Source organism: Roseateles paludis (assembly GCF_039872745.1).
GTDB classification, from domain to species: Bacteria; Pseudomonadota; Gammaproteobacteria; order Burkholderiales; family Burkholderiaceae_C; genus Pelomonas; species Pelomonas paludis.
In genome coordinates this window covers 198,571-220,927 of record NZ_JBDPZD010000005.1, presented here as the reverse complement: position 1 = coordinate 220,927, position 22,357 = coordinate 198,571, and the positions used below count along the sequence as shown (strand labels likewise).

General features: G+C 66.7%; 16 protein-coding genes and 1 tRNA gene. 6 read left to right on the top strand and 11 right to left on the bottom strand.

What is annotated here, in order from left to right; genetic code table 11:
* Positions 1 to 8 precede the first annotated feature (8 nt).
* Both ABDJ85_RS16560 and ABDJ85_RS16555 read right to left on the bottom strand, forming a co-directional pair.
* Complete coding sequence (locus ABDJ85_RS16560; RefSeq protein ID WP_347705903.1) at positions 9 to 752, bottom strand: SapC family protein; 744 nt, start codon at positions 750 to 752, stop codon at positions 9 to 11.
* Positions 749 to 2,050, bottom strand: a complete 1,302-nt coding sequence (locus tag ABDJ85_RS16555) for a hemolysin family protein (protein WP_347705902.1) — start codon at positions 2,048 to 2,050, stop codon at positions 749 to 751. The genes ABDJ85_RS16560 and ABDJ85_RS16555 overlap by 4 nt, the downstream gene beginning before the upstream one ends.
* Positions 2,051 to 2,197: 147 nt before the next feature.
* Here ABDJ85_RS16555 and ABDJ85_RS16550 point away from each other — a divergent pair, with 147 nt between their 5' ends.
* Complete coding sequence (locus ABDJ85_RS16550) at positions 2,198 to 3,025, top strand: symmetrical bis(5'-nucleosyl)-tetraphosphatase (protein ID WP_347705901.1); 828 nt, start codon at positions 2,198 to 2,200, stop codon at positions 3,023 to 3,025.
* On the opposite strand, the gene ABDJ85_RS16545 is transcribed toward ABDJ85_RS16550, so the two are convergent.
* A complete protein-coding gene (locus ABDJ85_RS16545) occupies positions 3,026 to 4,693 on the bottom strand; it encodes an ATP-binding protein (RefSeq protein ID WP_347705900.1) in 1,668 nt (555 codons plus the stop codon).
* Positions 4,694 to 4,796: 103 nt separating this feature from the next.
* Positions 4,797 to 5,744, bottom strand: coding sequence for an ABC transporter substrate binding protein (locus ABDJ85_RS16540; protein WP_347705899.1), 948 nt, complete (start codon positions 5,742 to 5,744; stop codon positions 4,797 to 4,799).
* 323 nt (positions 5,745 to 6,067) lie between these two features.
* Between ABDJ85_RS16540 and ABDJ85_RS16535 the strand changes: the two genes are divergently transcribed.
* The gene (locus ABDJ85_RS16535) at positions 6,068 to 8,179 is read left to right on the top strand and encodes a TonB-dependent receptor plug domain-containing protein (protein ID WP_347705898.1); all 2,112 of its coding nucleotides are present in this window, start codon (positions 6,068 to 6,070) and stop codon (positions 8,177 to 8,179) included.
* 5 nt (positions 8,180 to 8,184) lie between these two features.
* On the opposite strand, the gene ABDJ85_RS16530 is transcribed toward ABDJ85_RS16535, so the two are convergent.
* The 4 genes from ABDJ85_RS16530 to ABDJ85_RS16515 are packed head-to-tail and all read right to left on the bottom strand — an operon-like array spanning position 8,185 to position 12,872.
* Positions 8,185 to 9,033, bottom strand: a complete 849-nt coding sequence (locus tag ABDJ85_RS16530; RefSeq protein WP_347705897.1) for a citrate synthase family protein — start codon at positions 9,031 to 9,033, stop codon at positions 8,185 to 8,187.
* Positions 9,030 to 9,836, bottom strand: coding sequence for a citrate synthase family protein (locus tag ABDJ85_RS16525; protein ID WP_347705896.1), 807 nt, complete (start codon positions 9,834 to 9,836; stop codon positions 9,030 to 9,032). The genes ABDJ85_RS16530 and ABDJ85_RS16525 overlap by 4 nt, the downstream gene beginning before the upstream one ends.
* On the bottom strand, positions 9,837 to 10,976 hold the full coding sequence (locus tag ABDJ85_RS16520; RefSeq protein WP_347705895.1) for a cytochrome P450: 1,140 nt from the start codon (positions 10,974 to 10,976) through the stop codon (positions 9,837 to 9,839).
* 60 nt (positions 10,977 to 11,036) lie between these two features.
* Complete coding sequence (locus tag ABDJ85_RS16515) at positions 11,037 to 12,872, bottom strand: thiamine pyrophosphate-binding protein (protein WP_347705894.1); 1,836 nt, start codon at positions 12,870 to 12,872, stop codon at positions 11,037 to 11,039.
* Positions 12,873 to 13,345: 473 nt separating this feature from the next.
* On the opposite strand from ABDJ85_RS16515, the gene ABDJ85_RS16510 reads away from it, so the two are divergent.
* Both ABDJ85_RS16510 and ABDJ85_RS16505 read left to right on the top strand, forming a co-directional pair.
* Positions 13,346 to 13,433, top strand: a tRNA-Ser gene (locus ABDJ85_RS16510).
* A gap of 261 nt (positions 13,434 to 13,694) precedes the next feature.
* Complete coding sequence (locus ABDJ85_RS16505) at positions 13,695 to 16,727, top strand: glycosyl hydrolase family 28-related protein (RefSeq protein ID WP_347705893.1); 3,033 nt, start codon at positions 13,695 to 13,697, stop codon at positions 16,725 to 16,727.
* Positions 16,728 to 16,737: 10 nt separating this feature from the next.
* Here the strand turns inward: ABDJ85_RS16505 and ABDJ85_RS16500 are convergent, their stop codons facing one another.
* From ABDJ85_RS16500 to ABDJ85_RS16490, 3 genes are all read right to left on the bottom strand, one after another.
* On the bottom strand, positions 16,738 to 18,669 hold the full coding sequence (locus tag ABDJ85_RS16500) for a hypothetical protein (protein WP_347705892.1): 1,932 nt from the start codon (positions 18,667 to 18,669) through the stop codon (positions 16,738 to 16,740).
* A gap of 97 nt (positions 18,670 to 18,766) precedes the next feature.
* The gene (locus ABDJ85_RS16495) at positions 18,767 to 19,978 is read right to left on the bottom strand and encodes an HD-GYP domain-containing protein (protein ID WP_430765560.1); all 1,212 of its coding nucleotides are present in this window, start codon (positions 19,976 to 19,978) and stop codon (positions 18,767 to 18,769) included.
* Positions 19,979 to 20,138: 160 nt separating this feature from the next.
* On the bottom strand, positions 20,139 to 20,783 hold the full coding sequence (locus tag ABDJ85_RS16490; RefSeq protein WP_347705890.1) for a c-type cytochrome: 645 nt from the start codon (positions 20,781 to 20,783) through the stop codon (positions 20,139 to 20,141).
* Between the two features lie 117 nt (positions 20,784 to 20,900).
* Between ABDJ85_RS16490 and ABDJ85_RS16485 the strand changes: the two genes are divergently transcribed.
* Together ABDJ85_RS16485 and ABDJ85_RS16480 are read left to right on the top strand one after the other, a co-directional pair.
* Entirely contained in the window at positions 20,901 to 21,764 is an 864-nt protein-coding gene (locus ABDJ85_RS16485; protein WP_347705889.1) for an AAA family ATPase, read from the top strand.
* Positions 21,764 to 22,357 (top strand): GNAT family N-acetyltransferase, encoded by a 594-nt coding sequence (locus tag ABDJ85_RS16480; protein ID WP_347705888.1) that lies wholly within the window; start codon positions 21,764 to 21,766, stop codon positions 22,355 to 22,357. Before ABDJ85_RS16485 ends, ABDJ85_RS16480 begins: the two co-directional genes overlap by 1 nt.

The window sequence follows — 22,357 nt, the reverse complement described above, 5'->3', positions numbered from 1 at the left end:
CGCTTGGCTCAGGCAGCCGGCGGCGCGATGTAGCGGTTGGCCAGGCGGTTCATATTGCCCATCGACACACGGTGCATCTCGATGAGGGCGATCAGGCCCAGGCGGTGCAGCTCCAGCACTTGCGCATCGGTCAGTGCGTGGTACTTCTCTTCGTTGAGCGCCAGGAAGCCTTCCACGTCCAGCTTCTCACCATCGGGCAGGCTGGCTTCAAAGCGCATGTCGGTGAACAGGTCCAGCTCGGCCAGCTTCTGGCAGACCAAGCGGGTGCGCTCCGTCTCTTGCTCGAAGTGCTCCAGGAACTTCTTGGCATTGAGCAGGAACTCGGTCGGCTCACCGTTGGCAAACAAGGCCTCGCCGGCTTCGTCGCTGAAAGCACCCCATTCGCGATCGAAGCAGATCGCCAAGTTGTCGCCGGCACCGTCGATGCGCGCCATGGCGAACGGGTAGCGCCGCACATAGGCCGGCACATAGTTACCGGTCCAGTCGTCACCCTTGACGAACAGGTTGGAGCCCGGCTTGAGGCCGAGCACGGCCAGGGGCGCAATCTCCTGGCGGCCGTTCACCGGCTCGCCGGCGCGCACGAACACGATCGGGAATTCGCGGCAGGCGTCCTGGAACTCGATCGCCGTGATGAAGATCGAATTCATGTCCGCGACGCGCGGCGCCACCGACTTCACAGGGTCCAACTTCAAGTTGGCATGGACCTCGCGGTCCAGGGCTTCCAGCTTGCCGTACATCGGGGGGTTGCTCACGTTGTTTCTCCGTTGATGGCCAGCCGACTGGCCAGCACTTTGTCTACACGCTTGCCGTCAAGATCGACGACTTCGAATTTCCACACGTCCCACTCCACCACATCGGTCGTGCGCGGCAGCCGCCCAAGCAGCAGCATCACCATGCCAGCCAGTGTGTTGTAGCGGCCACGGTCCTCCTCCGGGAGTTCCTTCAGGCCCAGCCGGTCCTTGAGTTCGGGCACCGGGATCAGGCCATCGATCAGCCAACTGCCGTCTTCGCGCTGCACCGCCCAGGCGTCAGCATCGTTCGGGGCATTGAATTCTCCCGCAATGGCTTCCAGCACATCGCGCACTGAGATCACGCCTTGCACCTCGCCGTATTCGTCCACCACAAACACCAGCGGGGCGTCAGACGCGCGGAAGTGCTCCAGCAACTCCATGCCGGAGAGCGTCTCGGGCACAAAGACAGGGGGCTCCAGCCCCTCGGACAGGTTGAGCGGCTGGCCATCCAGCAGCCGGGCCAGCAGCGCGGGCGCGGTGGCCACGCCCAGCACTTCGTTCAGCCCGCCGCGGCAGACCGGGTAGCGGCTGAAGCCACGCTCGCGCAGCACTGCCAGCACGTCCTGTGTGCTGCCATCGGCGTCCAGCCAGGCGATTTCGGCGCGCGGGATCATCATCGAGCCGATCTGCCGCTCGTCCAGGCGGAACACATTGCGCACCATCTGGTGCTCATGCTCCTCAATGACGCCGGCATCCAGGCCTTCTTCCAGGCTGGCGGCAATCTCTTCTTCGGTCACCCCTCGCTGGCTCATATTGCGCAGTCCCAGCAAGCCGAGCGTGGCCTCGGTCAGGAAACTGAGGGTGCGGACCAGCGGGCGCGCGGCGCTGGAGATCAGGTTCATCGGCGGTGCCGCCAGGCGCGCCACCGTCTCCGGGTAGAGCTGACCGATGCGCTTGGGCACTAGCTCGCCAAACACGATGGTCAGCAGCGTGATGATCACGACGACCAGCGCGGTGGACGCGATCTCGGTGGCCTGGGCATGCAGGCCAAAGGTCGCCTGCAACCACTTGGACAGCGGCCCCGAGAAGGCGGCATCGCCCACGATACCGTTCAGCACCCCGATGCCGGTGATGCCGATCTGCACCGTGGAGAGGAACTTGGTGGGGTTCTCGTGCAGATCCATCGCGGCCTGCGCGCCGGACTCGCCGCCCTCCACCATCACCTGCAGACGCGCCTTGCGGCTGGCGGTGAGCGCCATCTCCGACATGGCGAACAGACCATTCAGGACGATCAGGAAGAGAACGAGAGCGGTATCCATCGACAGCGCCAGCCGGCAGCAAAGCCAGGTAGCGCAAACAAAACACAAGGGGCGGCAGCCTAGCAGATCGGCCTGACGGCGGGCATTGCCGCTGCCCCGTAGGGCAAGGGCGCCACGCCGGCTGCGCCGGGCCGCAACAATCCGGGCATGAACTATCTGCTTGGCGACCTGCAGGGCTGCTGCGACGCCCTCCATCGCCTGCTCGCCGACATCGACTTCTCGCCCTCGCGGGACCGGCTCTATGCGCTGGGTGACCTGGTCAACCGCGGCCCCGCCTCGGTCGAGACCCTGGAAACGCTCGCCGGTCTTGGGGCCTCGGCCACCTGCCTGCTGGGCAACCACGACCTGCACCTACTCGCCGTAGCCGCCGGCGTGCGCCCACCGCACCGCAGTGACACGCTCGGCCCGCTGCTGGCCTCCGCGCGCCGCGAGCACTGGCTGCACTGGCTGCGCCACCAGCGCCTGGCGCTGTTCGAGCACGGCTGGTTGATGGTCCATGCCGGCCTACCCCCGCAATGGGACGCCGCCCAGACCCTGGCCGAGGCAAGTCGCATCGAAGCCCAGCTGCAGGGCCCTGACCTGCCTGCGCTGCTGCAGCACATGTATGGCAATGAGCCCGTGCGCTGGTCTGACACCCTGCAAGGGCACGAGCGCACCCGCTGCGCCATCAACGCCCTCACGCGGCTGCGCTTTTGCACGCCCGAGGGCGACATGGACTTCAAGGCCAAGGACGGGGTCGACCAAGCCCCGCCCGGAACCCTGCCCTGGTTCGATATCCCCACGCGCCGCAGCGCCGACGTGCGCATCGCCTTCGGCCACTGGTCCACGCTCGACCTGCTCAACCGCCCCAACCTGCTCGGCCTGGATACCGGCTGCGTCTGGGGCGGCGCACTGACGGCCGCCCGCATCGACGGTGAGGCACGCGAGATCATCCAGGTGCGCTGCGCGGCCGCTCAGCAGCCCGGCCGCGACTGATCAAGCTGCCGGCGGCAGGACGGGCACCTCGATCTCGAACCAGAACACGCTGCCCACGCCGAGGCGGCTCTCCACGGTGATCTCGCCGCCCATCAGGCGCACCAACTGACGGCTGATGGTCAAGCCCAGCCCGGTGCCACCCAGACGCTGCTTGGCATCGCCCGCCTGTTCAAAGGGCTCGAACAGCTGTTCGATCTGGTCCTCGGCAATGCCCACCCCGGTGTCCCGCACGTCGAAGCGCAGCAAGACCTGACCCGCCTCGCCATCCGGGCGCGGCATGCTGCGCACCGCCAGCGCCACCCCGCCAAAGTGCGTGAACTTGACGGCATTGCCCAGCAGGTTGATCAAGACCTGCGACAGCCGCTTCTCGTCGGCCTGGATATGGCTGGGCAGGTCGTCCGCCAGATCGAGGCGCAGCTCGATGCCCTTCTCGGCCGCCATCACGCCCACGATGTCCACCGCGCTGCGCACCCGTGTCGGCAGGTCCACCGGCCCGAGAAAGAGCTCGACCTTGCCTGCCTCGATGCGCGACAGGTCCAGGATGTCCACGATCAAGGTCAACAGATGCTGGCCGCTGCTCTGGATGGTTTCCAGCCCAGCCGTCTGCTTGTGGTTGAGGCCTTCGCTCATCTTCAGGATCTGGGCATAGCCGAGGATGGCGTTCAGCGGCGTCCGCAGCTCATGGCTCATGCGCGCCAGGAACTGGCTCTTGGCCCGGTTGGCGTCCTCGGCGCGCTCCATTGCGGCGCTCAGCGCCTCGGTGCGCGCCTGCACCAACTCTTCCAAATGGTCGCGGTGCCCGGCCAGCTCGGCCTCGCGCTCGCGCAAGGCCTCCAGCATGCGGTTGAAGGCATGCGCCATGGCCGCAATATCGCGCGGGCCGCCGGCCGGGGCACGCACATCGGCATCCCCACGCTCCACGCGCCCCATCGAATCCGACAGCGCCTGCAGCGGCCGCGTCAGCCGCAGCGCCAGGTAACGCACCCCCACCAGGAACAGCGCCGTGAACGCCAAGGCCGCCGTCAGGTTGGACAGGAACAGCGAGGCCTGAGCGCGGTCCAGCGTGGCCTTGCTCTGCATCACGCGCACATGGCCCAGCAAGCGTGCCGGACGCTCCGTCGCATCAAAAGGCGAGGTGTCGGGCTTGGACCAGACCGGCGCCGCGTAGGTCCAGCTTTCGTCGGTTTCCAGGTCCAGCCAAGGGCCGGCATCCGAGGTGCGCGGCGCCCCCGCACCGCGCTCAGGCAGGCGTCCGCGCGCCGGACCCAGGGCCAGCAGCACGCGGCCCGTGTGGTCGCGGATCTCGATCGCCAGCACGTCCGGGAAGGCCAGCGAGGCGCCCACCGCCTCCTCGGCGTTGTCTGCCGAGGCATACAGCAGCGCCAACGAGCTGCTCGACGCCAGATTGGCCGCCACGCGCTCGCCCTGCTCCATCAGCATCGCGCGCACCTGGCGCCCCCCCTGCCAAGCACTCACCACGGCCATCAGCAGCGCCATGCAGACGGCGCCCAGCGCCACCGCCACACTCAGATGCCGGCGGAACGACGCCTCACGCACATAGCGCCGCATCACCATCCGCAGCGTGATCGGCTCGCGTGGCGGCGCGGCGGGCCGGTACTCCGGCGGTGCCTCGAGTTCGGGGCGCGGGCCCCGTGAGCTCTGCGTCATGGGCAGCCCCCCGACGGTAGGTTCGGCGGCGCCACTCTGACGGCAGGCGTACGCACCAGACTCCCAGACAGACTCACAGCGAAAGCGCGATGTTTCAAGGGTGTCAGCTCGCAGGAAAGACCATGTCAAAGGTGCCCGCCGCTGCGCCCAGTTCGATGCCCAGGTGCGCCGCAGTGCGGACATTGATGGCCGAACGCGTCTCCCGCATCGGCTGCAGGCCGGGCGGCAGGGCTTTCGGGTTGGACTGCAACTTCAGCGCCGCCGTGGCCAGGCTGCGCCCGATCTCAAAGTTGTCGGGGTACATCGAAATCAGGGCCCCGCGCTTGACGTGCGCCACCTGGCTGGACACCACCGGGATGCCCCGATTCCAGGCCTCGCGCAACACCAGCGACAGCACCACGTTGTCGTCCACCGTGGTCGGGTCTTGCGGCAACCACACCGCATCGCGCCCGGCCTCGGTCCCCGCCATCAATTGCGAATAGAGGCGCAGCGCCACGCTCGGGTCGGTAGCCTCCTGCACCAGCAACTCCACGCCGTCGGCACGCAAGCCCTCGCGCGCCAGGCGCGCCAGCCAGCCGTTCACGCGCGGGTCCACCACCACGTGCACCCGCTTCACCGCCGGTACCAGGCGCCGCAGGCGCCCCAGCAACAGCACGGGGTCGGGGGCCAGGCTGTGCACCGGGAAGTTCCGCGCCTCCACCTCGGGCACCGACACCACGCAGCCCACCAACACCGGCAGGTCGTTCGACAGGGCCGCCGCCATCCGCATGCCGCCCCGGCCCAGCCCAATCAAGGCCTTCAGCTCGCGCCGCTTCATGTCCTCGACCAGTTCGGCGGCACTGGTGGCCGGCGTCACCACATAGGTCTGCACGGTTGCGCGCAAGCGCTCCTGCACACCCTCGACGATGGACGTGAACACCTGCCGGAAGGGCTCGGCCAGCTCCGGGTAGGCCACCGCCACCACCCGCGAGGGCTCGGCCGCCCACGCTGCACGGTGCAGGCCCTGCAGCACCGCAGCGGCGCCCAATTGCAGGCAGACACGCCGACTCACGGCCACCGGCCCGGGTAGCCCCCGGTCAGCCCGGCCTGGGTCGGGAGGACTCCAAACTGCTCCGCATTCGACGTGGGGGTTCCGATCAGCCAAGCAGGTCCGCTCGCTTGCTACTCTGAAAACAGGGTGCCGCATTATGGGACCCTGCCGCAGCCCGGCTGCAGGCCCGCCCCCCGCGTTATCACGGCTTGTAGGGCCCAAACAGCTAGGCAAGTGCCCAATGTGCGGGACAAGCCAACAAAGGCGCAGACCGCCACTTCTTCGCACTTTGCACCTCAGAAGTGCGCGCAGAATGGCGCCGGGCCCCGTTGGAGCAATCTGCCATGAAGCACCTCGTTCGCGCATCGAGCCTCGCCGCGCTCGGCCTGCTGAGCTTGCTTTCCGCTGCCCGGGCGCAATCGACCAGCGAAGAAGAAGAGCTGGCGCAGGCGTTTGGCGACAAGACCACGGTCAGCATCGCTACGGGAGCGCCGCAACTGCTCCGTCGCGCGCCAGCGGTCGCCTCCGTCATCACCGCTGCCGACATGGCCACCGCCGGCGTCACGGATCTCGACCAAGCACTCGCTACCGTGCCAGGGCTGCACGTCAGCCGCAACCTTCAGGCCTACAACCCGCTCTACGTCATCCGCGGCATCTACAGCGAGTACAACAACCAGACCCTGGTGCTCTACAACGGCGTGCCGATGACCAATATGTTCATCGGCAACCGTGGCGCCATGTGGGCCAGCATGCCCGTGCACAACGTGTCGCGCGTGGAAGTCATCCGCGGACCGGGGTCCGCGCTGTATGGGGCCGACGCCTATGCAGGCGTGATCAACATCATCACCAAGTCGGCCACCGAGCTGAATGGCATGGAGGCGGGCGTGCGGCTCGGCTCCTTTGCCAGCCAGGATGCCTGGCTGCAGTACGGCCACCAGTCCGGCACCAGTTCCTGGTCGGGCTACCTGCGTGTGGCGTCAACCGACGGCCAGCGCAAGACCATCGGCGCCGACGCGCAGACCGGACTGGACGCACTCTTTGCCACAAAAGCCAGCCGCGCCCCCGGCCCGGTGAACCTCGGATACCAGGCTATCGATGCCCATGTCGAGGCCAATGTCGACAAACTGAAGCTGCGCGCCGGCTACACGCTGCGTGACGACGTCCAGCCCGGCGCCGGTGCTGCCTCCGCCTTGGACCCGGTCGGACGGGGCCGCAGCCAACGCTGGAATGCCTCCATCGGGCTCAGTGACCTGGCGCTGTCGGACGACCTGCGGCTGAACCTGACCGGCAGCTTCTTCCAGTTTGTGAACCAGTTTCCGACACCGCTGCAGCTGCTGCCACCAGGCGCCTTCGGTGGCGCGTTCCCCAATGGCATGTTTGGCGCACCCAACACCTGGGAGCGCCAGATCCGCACGCAAGCCATGCTCGAATACCGCGGCGTCAAAGGCCACAGTTTGCGTGTAGCGATGGGGCACGACGACTTGAACATGTACCGGACGCAGGAGTTCAAGAACTTCACGGTGATTGCGTCGGGGCCCTTCAAGGGCTTGCCCAGCCCCCTGCCCGATGCCCGTGTGATCGAAGTCCCGGTGGCCGACTCCTTTGTCACGCCGCACCGCCGCCGCGTCTCCTACGTGTACGCGCAGGACGAGTGGAGCGTTGCGCGTGACTGGACCCTGACGGCCGGCGTGCGCCACGACCAATACAGTGACTTCGGCTCGACGACCAACCCGCGTGCCGCGCTTGTCTGGGACGCCAGTCTCGACGTCACCGTCAAGCTGCTGGCCGGCCGCGCCTTCCGCGCGCCCTCCTTCTCGGAGGAGTACAGCATCAACAACCCCGTGATCCAGGGCAATCCTGCCCTGAAGCCGGAACGCATCGGCACGACGGAATTGGCCGTCAGCTGGCAGGCGTCGACGGACACCCAGTGGCAGTTGAGCGCGTTTCGCTACACCGCAGCCGACATGATTCGCGCCACGGCGGTGGGCGGAGGCACGTCCGAATACCAAAACACCGGGACTCAGCGTGGGCACGGCTTGGAGATGGAAGTGACCAAGGACCTGAGCCGCGACCTGCGACTGGCCGCCAACCTCTCGTTCCAACGCGCCACCGACAAAGCCACCGGCCAGGACGTCGGCTACGCACCGCACCGCATGGGCTATGTCCGGGCTGATTGGCGGTTTGATCAGGCATGGTCGCTGGCCGCGCAACTCAAGCACGTGGGGAGCCGGAAACGACCCGCTGGCGATGCCCGCCAACCCATCCGCGACTACACATCTGCCGACTTCACACTGAGGCATGCCCCCAACGCCAGGGGCTGGGAATTCGCCTTGAGTCTGCGCAATGCCTTCGATGCCGACATCCGCGAGCCCTCACTGGCCCCTGGTACCTCGCTGCCCAATGACCTCCCGCAGGCCGGGCGCGCACTCGACGCGCAGGTGCTCTACCGCTTCTGACCGCGCTAACCGCGCGCGGGCCACGCGCGTGGCGCTGGGCCTTGGTAGTTGATGTCGTCGCAGCTGAGGGGCAGCAAGGTACCTGCCGGCCTTTCACTGGCCTCGATGAAACAGGGCTGCATCCCAGCCAAAAAAGCAGGGAAGCTGAACAGGTAGTGCTGGCGCGGCGTGAAGCCCATGTCCAAGGTGAGCGCCGCAGCCAAGGCCGCGTAGTTCATCCGCAGGCGCCAGCGTCCAGCCTGCAAGAGTGCCTCGACGGCGAACGCAGTTTTCACGTGGGCGCCGTCACGCAGTCCTTCCCGCTCGATCAAAGCCAGCATCGGCGCCAGTCGCTCATCGCCAGCAGCGATGGGACGACCGTAGCCGGCCAGGGACCGATGTGTCTTCAGCTCGGTTCGGACATAGGCCTCAAGATCCCCCCCAGCGGCCTGGAGTTGGCAAGCACGCTGCAGGAAGCTGGCGACACGGATGTCGATGCCCCGACCATAGATGTCGGCCTCGGAGACGGCCAGTGCTGCAGCCGTGGCCAGGGTGCCCGAGCTGCGGCTCGACCCAGCCAAGGCCACCACGCGGTTGTTCCAGATGCGCGCATCCGGGTAGCTTGTGTAGACCCAAAGCGCGTGCAGTACGCGCAATTGGGGCGGCGTGACGCGCAAGCCGGTGACGCCGAAGACATACAACTCGACCCAGTCGAGCCCCGCCAACTCGGCATGCAGGTCATGCCCACGAAACACCGCACGTTGCCCGACGTAGGCGCCGCCCATGCGTGTGCGCAACACACCGGCATGCGCCTCGAGCGGTGAAACGCCAGGAGCGTCGCCGGGCGCTCCTTCATGCGCTTGAGCTTGGCTCATGCGGGCTCCTTCAGCGGATCGTCCTGAAGCTCAAGCTTGAAAAACGGAAAGGCCTGGTAGCTCGACGCCTGTTGCTCCAGCGCATGCGCCGCAGCGCCCGGCAATCGCAGCAGCAGGAAAAGCATCTCGCCCTGCGCCGGTGAAAGACCCAGATCGCTGAACGCGGCGGCAGCAACGCCCGACAGCGTCAGCGCCGAGCCCAGCGATGCCTCCAAGGCCGCCAGATGCTCGACCAGCCAGCCAAGCCTCGGCGTGCCCGACAAGCCAGCGAGCCGCACCAGTGCCTGGGCTGCCAGGCCATGGCCACCACGGGCGTTGGGGTCAAAGCCGGACAGGTGATCGGCATCCGGCCAGTTGGCGCCCACGGTGGCGGGTGCATCACGCCAGGTTTGCAGCCATTGCTCAGGCTGCAGGTCATCGCCCACGGCCGGCAACTGCGCCCACCGCTGCATCGCCGCATGCACGTCCTGCCCGCCGCCCAGGCGACCGGCACCCACCGACAAGGCGGCCATCAAGGACGCTGCGGCAGGCGAGCCGCCAAGGCCCGAACACATGGCGGCATGGACCGCGGGATCGCGCGGCCCGGGGTTGGCCAAAGCCACCGCGAGCATCTCAAGCACCGCCGCCTGCCCCGGCGTGGGCAGCTCAGGACAAAACAGCAACCACAGCATGTCCACCCAACGCGCCCGACCCAGCATGTCGCCATAGACGTCATAGCCTCGGCAATAGGCCCGCTGGGTGACGAAGCGATTGCCGGGCTCGGCGATCTCCTGCCAGATCTCCGTGTGGATGCGCTCAGCCATTCACGCGGCCTTGGCGAGCGTGCCGTCCCACTGCACGGGCAGCTGCTGCAGCCCAAAAAGCACGACCGACTGCAGGGGCACAGGCGGTGACGCCTCGTTCAAGCGCAGGCCCTGGAACTGGGCGAGCAGACGCGTCACGGCGATGCGCGCTTCCATTCGGCCGAGACCTGCGCCCAGGCAGTAGTGGATGCCATGGCCAAAGCTCAGGTGGCGGACGGGCGGGCGCCAGGGGTCGAACTGGTCGGCCCGCTCAAAAGCGGTCTCATCTCGATTGCCCGAACCCAGCATCAACAGCACCAGTTGGCCTTGAGGGATCTGCTGACCGGCCAACTCCACCTCACGCAGGGTCTTGCGCGCGAGGAACTGGAAGGGCGTGTGAAGGCGCAGAGCTTCCTCGATGACCGCCTCGATCTGTGCCGGCTCCTCACGCACGCGCGCCAGCACTTCAGGGTGCAGGAGCAGCAGGTGCAGGGTGTTGCCAATCAGGTTGGCCGAGGTCTCAAACCCGGCAATCAGCAGCAGCCGGCAGGTACTGACGATCTCTTCGTCCGTTAAACGCTGGCCTTCGATCTCGGCATGCACCAGGCCGCTGACCAGGTCGGCACGCGGCTCGGTCTTGCGGGCGTTGGCCATCTGCAGGAGATAGGCCTCCAGCTCCGCCACCGCCGCCAGATGCTCGGGCGGTACCGGCATGCCATGCAGTTCGGCCTCGGCCGCCTTGATGGCGGGAATGGACCAGGCCTTGAACTTCAGCTGGTCCTCCACCGGCAGGCCCAACAGCTCGGCAATCACCGTCACCGGCAGAGGGAATGCGAGGTCATTCACCACATCCAGGGCGCCGCTTCGCCGCGCACGCTCGAGCAGGCCATCGACGATGTGGACGATGCGCGGCTCAAGATCGGCAATCAGCTTGGCAGAAAAGGCCCGGGCCACGAGCCGACGCAGTTGCGTATGGCGCGGCGGGTCCATGGTCGCCATGGTCTGCAGCACCGACGCGTCAGACGAGAAGGTGTGCGGGTCGCCCAGCACGGTCTGGATGTCGGCGTAGCGGTACACCTCCCACAGCTGGAGCTGGGGGTTGAAATGCACCGGAGCATTGGCGCGCATGCGGGCGTAGTGATCAAAACGTTCTTGGCTCATGGGAGGTCAGGATGTTCTTGAAGTGGTTGTCGCAGCGGTCGCCCCGGTGCGGAGATTCAGTCAGCGCGCCGTCCCCAGCGTCCGCATCCGCAGATTCATCGGCGGCACTTGTTCACCGTCGATACGCACGTCCAGCAGCGTCGGCCCCGGGCGGGCCAGCAGGGCGTCGAAGTCCACGGCGTCGAGCTCGGCGGACGAGCGGATCACCTGGCCGGGGATGCCCATGGCGGCGGCCATGGCGGCGAAGTCGACTTGCGGCAGCTCGAAACCGATGGGTTCGGCGCCAGCCAGGCGCTGGCCGTGCTTGACCATGCCGAGCGCACCGTCGTTCAGCACGATGTAGATGACCGGCAGGCCGAGTTCGGCGGCGACAGTGATCTCCTGGCCGTTCATCAGATAGCTGCCGTCGCCCGTCAAGCACACCACGGGGCAGCGGCGGTTGGCCAGCGCGATGCCCACTGCCGAGCCGATGGCCCAGCCCATGGGCGCAAAGTCCATGGTGACGCGCAGCCAGCTGGAGCGGCTGGTGCGCTGCTCCTGGCCGCTGGGCAAATAGGTGTTGCGCGGCAGGCGGGCACTGCGGCGGTCCTGCGGGGCCAGGTAGTGCACGGCCCAGGCGGCGCTGTTGCCGGCATCGGCCACAAAGCGCGTGTGGGGCGGGCAGCGCTGGCCCAGCGTGGCCAGCAGGCGCTGGGGCTTGACGGGGCTGCAGGGCTGGCGGGCGGCTTCAGGCTCGTCCACCATGTCGTCATAGGCCTCCTGGGCCATTTGCGGGTGCTGGAAGGGCAGCAGCGCGCCCTCCTGCGGCGCGTCCAGCAAGCGCAGCAGTTGCTCGCAGACCGAGCGGATATGGCCACGCACGTGCAGCCGCGCCATGGGCGAGCGCATCAGGTTCTCGTCGCTGTCGTCCACGTGGACGAGGCGGCTGTTCAAGAGCGCGCTGGACCAGCCGCCGCTGTTGAACTCGCCAAAGCCCGTGCCCAGCGCGATCACGAGGTCAGGCTCGCTGGACAAGAGCTCGGCCGCCGTGCCATGCCCACCAAAGCCGAACACGCCCTTGAAGCGCGGATGGCGTGGGTTGACGAAGCCTTTGCCATCGGGGGTGGTGACGAAGCTGCCTTCAGTGATCTGCACGAGGCGCATCAGCTCGCTGCCGGCCTCGCCGCAGCCGTCGCCAATCAGCCAGACCGGGCGCTGCGCCTCGGACACCAGACGTGCCAGTTGCTCAACGGCGGCCACGTCCACCAAGGCCGGCGTCCAGCGCAGCAGCCCCGCAAAGTCGGGCACCTCGGTCTCGGGCGACATGGGATGGCGCAGGATGTCCACCGGGATGGACAAATGGCTCGGGCCACTGGGCGCGCGCTGTGCCTGCATCACGGCATTGAAGAGCTTGACGGGGATCTGGTCCGGGTGCGAGACGAGCGAGTTGTAACGGGTGCAGGGCCGGAACATGGCCACCGTGTTGATGCCCGTGCAGCTGGACTCCTGCAGCGCCCCCTTGCCAAAGTTGCGGATGGGCGGCTGGCCCGTAAGCACCAGCATGGGCACGCTGTTGTCAAACGAGCAGGCCACGCCGGTGATCAGGTTGGTGGCACCAGGGCCGGAGGTGGCGATGCAAACGCCCAGGCGCCCGGTCTCGCGGGCATAGCCGTCGGCCATGTAGGCGGCGCCTTGTTCGTTGCGCGCCACCACGGCCTGCGGGCCACCCCGGCGGCCACTGCGGGCCAGCGCGTTGTAGAGGGGTTCGATGGCACCGCCAGGGACGCCAAACACGAATTCCACGCCCAGCGCTTCCAGCGCATCGACGATGAGATCAGCAGCGTCACGCTGCGGCGTCTCGGGCGCCATCACCGACGACACCACACGCGTCGGTACGAGTTTCCTCAAAGCTTCCACGGTCTCAGGGCAAGGTCCGCCCCTCGACGGGAAAGCTGACCAGCAGCCACGGGGCTGCAAGCAGGCGGTCGTCGGGAGGCATTGGGTGAACAAGTGGGTCCGAACTGGAACCCCCGGCGGCAGCCCGTACGACTCGGCCACCGTGCCTCCCTGGTGCCTTTCAGGCCTTGCGGGCCGGTCAGCATCTAGTTTTTGTCATGTTTGCGCACTGAACAAACTCAGTACGACAACGCTTGCACTGTATCGAATTGCAACTTTCGTTACGCCCCCGTGACTGAGGGCCGACGCCGCCCCCCTCAGGGGGATGACAACTTCAAGCCGGTCTGGGTGCCTTGTTCGCACACCTAGAATGTGTGGCTGCCAGGAGGCTTGGGGGAGTGGTTTAACCCAGCAGTCTTGCTCGACGCCCTTGCGGCGTCGGACACCTGGCCGCAGGACAGGTGGCAAAACTGCCCTCGTGTTCACAAACCAATGGAGGCTTGGGGGAGTGGTTTAACCCAGCAGTCTTGAAAACTGCCGGCCCGCAAGGGCCCGTGAGTTCGAATCTCACAGCCTCCGCCACCGACTCCAGGGAGTTCGGTCAAGGGCGCGCAGCGACCTTGGACGCACCGAGAGGTGCGGCAATCTCACAGCCTCCGCCAGTTACAGAGCGCAAGCCTTACATTCAGCAGCCCCGTCAGGGGCTGTTTTCGTTGGGGGCACGTCGGCCATCGCCGTTCATTGAAACATCAGTCGTTCAATGTCCGGAATGGCCTGGGGCGAGGGAGTAGTCGCCTGACGCAAAGCCTCACGGCTTAGTGAATTCATCCTGGAGACCTCCCCATGACTTTCCGTCGGACCGGCCTGTTTGCCATCGCGCTTGCAGCCCTGCTCGCCGCCGCCGGTGGCGCTTTTGCCGCGCCCCCCGCCGCTTCCGTCTCTGCCTACCAGACGCTGCCTGACGATCCGCGCGCGATCGTCGTGAAGGCGACGGGCGATGGCGTCGCCGACGACAGCGACGCGCTGCAGCAGGCCATCGACAGCGCCGCCAACGCCAACAGGGGCGGCGTCGTGTTCCTGCCTGCGGGCCGCTACCGCATCACGCGCACGATCATCATCCCGATCGCCGTGCGCGTGTATGGCATCGGCCAGACCCGTCCGGTGCTGGTGCTGGCGGCGAACACGCCAGGCTTCCAGAAGGGCGTGGCCAATATGGTGATCTTCACGGGCGCCGACTCCTACCGCATCGGCGGCATCGCCCAGCCGGTGCCAAGCGCCGTGCCGGCCCCTGGCACGCCGGGCGCCAAGCCTTTGCAAGACGCGAACTCGGCGACCTTCTATTCGGTGCTGTCGAACGTCGACTTCGAAGTCGGCGACGGCAACCCGGCCGCGGCCGGCGTGCGCATGCACACTGCGCAGCACTCGAACCTGTCCCACATCGACTTCCGCATGGGCTCGGGCCTGGCCGGCATCTACCAGGTTGGCAACTACGCCTACGACCTGCACTTCCACGGCGGCCGCTACGGCATCCTGGCTGAGAAGACCTCGCCCGCTTGGCAGTTCACGCTGCTCGATTCCACCTTCGACAGCCAGCGCGACGCAGCTGTGCGCGAACACGAAGCCAATCTCACCCTCGTCAACTCGGACATCCGCAACACGCCCGTCGGCATCGAGATCGACCGCGGCTACGGCGATTGGCTGTGGGGCTCCAACGTACGCTTTGAGAACGTGTCGAAAGCGGGCGTCGTGATCAGCAACGAGAACAACGTCTACACCCAGATCGGCTTCGAGAAGATCAGCGCAAAGAACATGCCCGTGTTCGCGCACTTCCGCGACAGCGGCAGGGCTGTCGCCGGCAAGGGCGCGAGCTACCAGGTGAACGAGTTCACCCACGGCCTGAAGATCGACACCCTGGGCGCCCCCGGCCGCTTCGACACCAAGGTCAACATGACGGCCGGCACGGCCAACGTAAAGGAAGAGCGCGTGCGGCGCTACCTGCCGCCGGTCAGCGAATGGGCCAGCGTGCACAGCTTTGGCGCCAAGGGCGACGGCATTGCCGACGACACCGCCGCCCTTCAGAAGGCCATCGACACGAAACGCGTCGTCTACCTGCCGCTGGGCGTGTACGCGGTCACCGACACGCTGCGCATGAAGCCGGACACCGTGCTGATCGGCCTGCACCCGAGCCAGACCTTGCTGCGCATTCCGAACGGCTCGCCGAACTTCCAGGGCGCCGACACGCCGAAGGCACTGCTCGAGTCGGCCGAAGGCGGCGATGCGGTTGTCACCGGCATCGGTATTCAGACCGGTGAAGTCAACAACCGCGCGGTCGGCATCCTGTGGCGCGCCGGCGAGAAATCGCTCATGGACGACATCCGCATCATGTGGGGTTTCGGCCTGCCGGGCGACACGTACAAAAAGAGCGACCGCTTCGACACCGCCGCCTGGTGGGACCGCCAGTACCCGAGCGTGTGGGTGACAGACGGCGGCGGCGGTACGTTCACCGGCATCTGGTCACCGGCCGGCCACGCTCAGGCTGCGTTCTACGTGACCAACACGAAGACGCCGGGCCGCGTGTACGAGCTCTCGGCCGAGCACCACATCCGCAACGAGATCGTGCTGGACGGCGTCGAGAACTGGGAGTTCCACGCCCCGCAGACGGAAGAAGAAGTCCGCGACGGCATGGACTCCGTCTCGCTCGACATCCGCAACTCCAAGAACCTGCTGTTCGCGAACTACCACGGCTACCGCGTGACGCGCTCGATCAAGCCGGCGCCGAGCGCCATCAAGATCACGAACTCGAGCGACATCCGTTTCCGGAACGTGGCGGTCAACGCTGAATCGGGCTTCCCGACCTGCGACGAAAACGGCTGCACCGCCTATTTGCGCGCCTCCAAGTACCCGTACGAGAACGCGATCACCGACGTGACGCACCGACTGGAAGTGCGCGAGCGCATGTTTGCCGTGCTCGACTACACCGGCAAGCAGACCCGCGCCCCGGCTGCCCCAACTAAGGCAAAGGTGGACAAGCTGGAAGACGGCTTCTACTCGATCGCCGGCGCTGCCGTCGACTCCAAAGGCCGCCTGTACTTCATCGACCGCTGGTTCAAGAACATCTACAGCTACGCCCAAGGCGAAGGCCTGAAGATGGTCAGCAACTACCCGCTCGACCCGATCAACCTGGCCGTCGACGGCAGCGACAACCTGCTGGTGCTTTCATCCGCCGGCAAGGAAGCGACCGTGTACTCGCTCAAACCGAACCTGCCGGGCGCCACGATCTCCTTGATTCCGCCGACCGCGAGCGGCGCGCGCCCGAACGCGCGCGTCGCCATTCCCGTCAACTTCTGGAAGAACGGCGAGTTCTGGGACCAGCTGAACTACGACACCATGGAGTTCACGACGCTCAATGAGATGTTCGTGCAAGAGGTGGCCAAGCCGAAGGCGCGCGAATACGTGTCGCCGGACGGCTCGCTGGTGCTACCAGCCTTCCGCGTGACGCGCCAGGGCCCGCTCGACCACCTGGGCTACCGCTGGTCCGACCTACTCGACACGCACGGCTTCGTCTACGCCAAGGTCGGCCAGCGCGCCGTGTTCACCAACAGCTCGGAAAACATCACCTACAGCGGGCTGGTGGGCGCCGGCGGCGCGATCACCGACCTCAAGAAGGTGGCAGACCGCGGCGGCGAAAGCGCGGCGGTCGGGCCGGATGGGACCGTGTATGTGGCGAACGGGCAGATCTTCATTTACGGGCCGGATGGCAAGCAAACCGGGCGGATCGATGTGCCGGCGCGGCCGTTGCAGCTGATCTTTGGCGGGGCGGACAGGCGAACGCTGTTCATCCTGACGCATCACGCGTTGTATGCGACGCGGATTTGATGCCCCCCCCTCACGGCGCTGCCAGATAGCGCGTGTAGTAGCGGCGCCCCTGCCCGTCGATGGCACCCAGCCACAGTTCGCTGCGCACCGCAGCCACGGGCGTGAAAGCGCCGGTGAGGGTGGCCTTGGCCGTGGGCGGTAGCGGCACGGTGGTGTTGGTGACCGTCGGGCTGCCGGTGCTGGGGGCGTAGACGCGGCGGATCTCGATCAAACGCATGTCGGGGTTGGCCGTGGCCCAGCTTTGCCAGGCGATGGCGAGGGTGCCGGATTGCAGGTCGCCCGCTTTCAAAGGCTTGGTGCTGCTCAGGCCGCCGTCCAGCGTCGGGAAGCGCGCCCGCGCCGGGTCTGACAGCACGTCGGACCGCAGGTAGACCGGCCGCACCTCGGCAGCGCCGCCGGTGGTGTAGCTGGCCCTGAAGAACGCGCCGCGCACGGTGTCGGCACTGCCCACCCAGCCCACCGCCGCGCGCTGGATGGCCACGTCGCCAATGCCGCCGGTGGGGATGAGGCTGGTCGTGCCCGGCGTGCTGGAGATGCACATCGATGGCCGGTTGCAGTAGCCGAAGGCGATGCTGAAGCCGCCGGGCATTTGCAGCGTGGCAGTGTCCATCAGCTTGACGGGCGGGTTGGTGGGGATGCTGGGGTCGGGCTTTTGAGCCTGGATGTCGGCCAGCAGGCCGATGCCGGGGTTGGGCACCAGGGAGCTGCTGAGCGTGCCGTCGGCCTCGTAGCCGATATAGGCCAGGGGGCTCACCGTCACGGCCAGCTTCTTGCCATTGCCGATCAGGTTCCACTTGTTGGTGGTGATCGAGGTCTTGCTGTAGGTCACGGCGTCGAGGACATGGTCGATCACCGTGCCCGAGGCGTCGATCACCGGCGCCGCCACCAACACGCGGCTGCAGGCACCGGCGCTGGGTGCGTCGTCGGCGCAGCCCAGGGTCTGCATGCGGCCGAACTGGCGGTTGGCGCGCGACATGTCGTACAGCCGGGTGACCATGTCACCCACCAAGGCGCCGTTGTGTTTGTCGTAGGCGCTGAGCTGGGGGTGGGCCGTGAGCGTGCCGGCGTCCGGGCCAGTGGCGATCAGCTGGTTGAGCGCGGCCGTCATGTCGTCAAGCGCCCCCAGGTTGCCCAGCACCGAGGTAGCGCTGGTCGTGGCCTTCAGAGTGGACAGGATGGCGTTGACCGGTGTGCCGCCGGTCTTGGCCAGTTCGGTCTGCGCGGTGCTGAGGTCCACCACCACCTCGGGTGTCAGGCCGCCGATGAACTTGTTGGCCAACTGCAGCAACGGGACGTTGCGGCTGCTGCGCGCCAGATCCACGCGGACGCTCTCGATCAGCAGGTCGTGCGCGCCCTTGTTGGCGGCAAAGCTGGCGTCGGCCAGCAGGTCCAGCGTCTTGGGGTCGGTGATCTTGAGGTCGGAGAACTGGGTCTTGAGCAGGGACTTGAGAAACTCCTGGGCGGCCGCCGCATTGCTGGCGAGCTTGGGCAGGGCCGAGCTGTCAGTCGCCGCCTGAGCGAACACCGGGCCGGGCTCGGTACCCAAGGCCAGCGCGACCGTGGCGGTGGTCAGCGGCGTGAGGTGCGCCACCATATTGGCCGAGACGGTGGGCACGGCGGAGAACATCAGCTGCGGGCTGCCCGCGGCATCCAGACCCGCCACCTGCACAAAAAGCGGCCCCGTGGGCGCGCTGGTGGGCAGGGTGATGCGGTAGCTGCCATCGCTGCCGTGCGTGGTGGCAGTGCCGATGCTCGCGCCCTTGCCGTCCAGCACGGTGACCTTGGCGCTGACCAAGGGCGCGCCCGTGGCGGCCACACCAGCCAGCACGGCGGGCGTGTCGCCGCTGCCACCGTTGTTGCTGCTGCTGCCTCCCCCGCCACCGCCTCCACAGGCGGCCAGCAGGCCGGCGGTCAGGACAAGCAAGACGAGGGGGCGGGACATCAAGGCGCACATGCGCAAAGTGTCTGCCGAACCCGGCGGTGTCGATGCTTGAAACTGCCCCGCAGAAGGGGCTCAGAAGGCCGTGTCGGGGGCTGTCTCAGCGCCCTGGCAGGGCCGGCTTCCAGAGGTCGTCCAGGTGCTTGAAGCCGAAGTTCTCGGGCGGCTCGCGGCCAACGATCTTGTCCGTCACGCCCTGGGCGGCGAGGTCGATCGTGGTGATCGGGATCGGCATGTTCGACTTGGTCGAGAAGAACACCTTCACACGGGGCGACACCAGCGCAGCCGGGTTCTGGTCCAGCACCACCGCCAGGCGGCCGGACTGCAGGCGCACCAGGGTGCCCACCGGGTAGATGCCTACGCAGCGCACAAAGGCCGAGAACACATTGCTGTCGAAGTGGCCCTGCCACTGCGCCATGCGCTGGATGGAACCCGCCGGGTCCCACGCCGCCTTGTAGGGCCGCGACGAGGTGATGGCGTCATAGACGTCGCACACCGCGCCCATGCGGGCCAGCAGGCTGAGCTTGTCGCCGGCCAGCGCATGCGGGTAGCCGGTGCCGTCCATCTTCTCGTGATGGTGCAGGGCCACGTCGAGTGCGCCTTCGGTCACGCCCTCGCTGCCCTTGAGCATTTCGTAGCCACGCTCCGGGTGGCTGCGGATGACGTCGAACTCAGCGTCCGTCAGCGATCCTGCCTTGTTGAGGATTTCAAGCGGCATCGCCATCTTGCCGATGTCGTGCAGCAGGCCCGCCAGCCCCGCCTCGCGGGTTTGTTCCTCATTCAGGCCCAACTGCCGGGCCAGACCCACCATCAGCGCGCACACGGCGACCGAGTGCATATAGGTGTAGTCGTCCTTGTTCTTGAGCCGCGCCAGCGACATGAAGGCCGCCGGGTTGCGCGCCACTGAACCGGCCACTTCGTCCACGATGGGCAGGCAGCGCTCAGTGTCCACGGCCTTGCCCAGCCGTGCCTCGTTGAACATGGCCGTGACGGCCACGCGCGAACGGTTCAGCACCTGGGCGGCGCGCTCGAACTCGGATTCGATCGAAGTGCGCGCCTCGGGTGGGCGCGGCGCGGGAGCCGGCGCAGCCGCAGGGGCTGGGGCAGAAACCGGGGATGGGGGCGGTGACCGCTGCGGCGAAGGTTTGGCGGGCTCAGGGTCTGCCACATCGGCACCCTTGGACGCATCAATCCACACCGCCTGGACGGCGCTGGCCTTGAGCGCCACGAGGTCTGCCGGGTCCGCCAGCACGAAACGCGTGCGCCAAAAGGGATGGGACAGCCAAGCACCCTCCATCGAGTGAAGGTACATGCCCAACTTAACGTCAGAGGTCGCGATCCGCTTCAGCATTGGTCGGGCAGTATGGCCTTCAGACCCTGAAGTCGGCAGGGCCATGGCCTGAGCCATGCACCAGAAACGCGAAAAAAAACCGCCTCGTCCGAGGCGGTTTTTTCGCGGTGTCGCGCAGGTGTCAGCGGAACTTGCTCTGCGGCACGGTCTTGAGTTCGGACGGCAGGCTGGCCAGGTAGGCGGCGATGCTCTTCAGCTCAGCGTTGCTGAACTGCTTGACCTGGCCGGCCATGATGGCGTTGCCACGACCGACGTTGGGGTTGCCCTCGGTCTTGTAGGCACGCAGCGCAGCGGCCAGGTAGTCGGCGTGCTGGCCGGCCAGCTTGGGGTAGGCGCCGTCGATGGGCTTGCTGAAGTTGGCACCGTGGCAGGACGCGCAAGCGCCCTTTTCCAGCAGCTTGGCCACGGCCTCAGGGGCGGCGGAGGCTGTGTCGGGCGCGGCAGGGGCCTTGGCCTGCTGCTCGTAGTACGCGGACACGTCGGCCATGTCCTGCTCACTCAGGGACTGCGCGATCCCGCGCATGGTCGGGTGCTTGCGGTCACCCTTGGCATAGGCCTGCAGGGCGGAGACGATGTACTTGGCGTTCTGCCCCGCAATCATCGGCACCTTGTAGATCTCGGGGAAGGTGGCTTGGTAGCCGACGATGCCATGGCAGCCGATGCACATGGCGATCTTCTTCTCGCCCGCCTTCACATCCTGCGCTTGCACGGAAAAGCTTCCAGCCAACGCAGCCAGGACGAGCGAAATCTTCAAGAGTTGTTTCATGGTGCCAGGGGTCCAGTCTTAAGCGGCCGGAATTATAGGGTGGCACCTAGGAGCCCCCGGCCCAAAGCCCGACAGCCTCCTATACTGGTTTTCCGACCCCGAGGGCTTGCCGTACCCATGAAATTCCAGGGTTCCGACCACTACGTTGCAACGCCAGACCTGATGCTGGCCGTCAATGCAGCCGCCACCTTGCAAAGGCCGCTGCTCATCAAGGGCGAACCCGGCACCGGCAAGACGCTGCTGGCCGAGGAGGTTGCCAAGGCGCTCGGCATGCCGCTGATGCAGTGGCATATCAAGAGCACCACCAAGGCACAGCAGGGCCTCTACGAGTACGACGCCGTCAGCCGGCTGCGGGACTCGCAAATGGCCAATGTGGCGGGCATCGAAGGCAGTGAGCGCGTGCGCCACATCGATAACTACATCGTCAAAGGTGTGCTCTGGCAGGCCTTTGACAGCGAGGTGCCCGTGGTCCTGCTGATCGACGAGATCGACAAGGCCGACATCGAGTTCCCGAACGACCTGCTGCGCGAGATCGACCGCATGGAGTTCTACGTCTACGAGACGCGGCAACTCATCAAGGCGCGCCACCAGCCGCTGGTCGTCATCACCTCGAACAACGAGAAAGAACTGCCCGACGCCTTCCTGCGCCGCTGCTTCTTTCACTACATCCGCTTCCCCGACGCCGAGACCATGACGCGCATCGTCAAGGTCCACTTCCCCGACCTCAAAGGCGAGCTGCTGGCCGCTGCGCTCAAGAGCTTCTACGACGTGCGCGCCCTGCCCGGCCTCAAGAAGAAGCCCAGCACCTCGGAGCTGGTGGACTGGATCCGCCTGCTGCTGGCCGAGGACATCGCCGCTGCATCGCTCGGCAGCGAGGACGGCAAGGTCAGCGTGCCGCCCCTGGTGGGCGCCTTGCTCAAGAACGAGCAGGACCTGAGCCTCTTTGAAAAACTCGTGTTCATGCAAAGGGCCAACCGCTGATGCTGGACGTGCAACCCGTGACGCTGGAGTCGGAGCACCTCCGGCTCGTGCCCCTGTCGCTGGCCCACGTGGATGGCCTGCAAAGCGCGGCGGCCGATGGCGAGCTCTGGAACCTGCGCTTCACCAGCGTCCCCAAGCCGGCCGAGACCCAGGCCTATGTCGAGAAAGCCCTGCAAGGCCTGGCTGAAGGCCACCGCCTGCCCTTTGCCGTGCTGGACGCCCATACCGGCAAGGTGCTGGGCTGCACCAGCTATCACGACATCGTCCCGGTGATTGACCGGCTGGAGATCGGCTGGACCTGGTACGCCCGCCGCGTGCAGCGCAGCGCCGTCAACACCACCGCCAAGCTGCTGCTGCTCACTCACGCTTTCGAGACCCTGGACGCCGAGGTCGTTGGCTTCCGCACCGACAACTTCAACCTCGCCTCGCAGCGCGCGATTGAGCGCCTCGGCGCCAAGCGCGACGGCGTGCTGCGCCACCACACGCTGCGGCGTGATGGCACCGTGCGTGACACCGTTATGTACAGCATCACCGCCGGCGAGTGGCCCGAGATCAAGGCCCACCTGCAGTGGCAGCTGAGCCGGCCGCGCTGA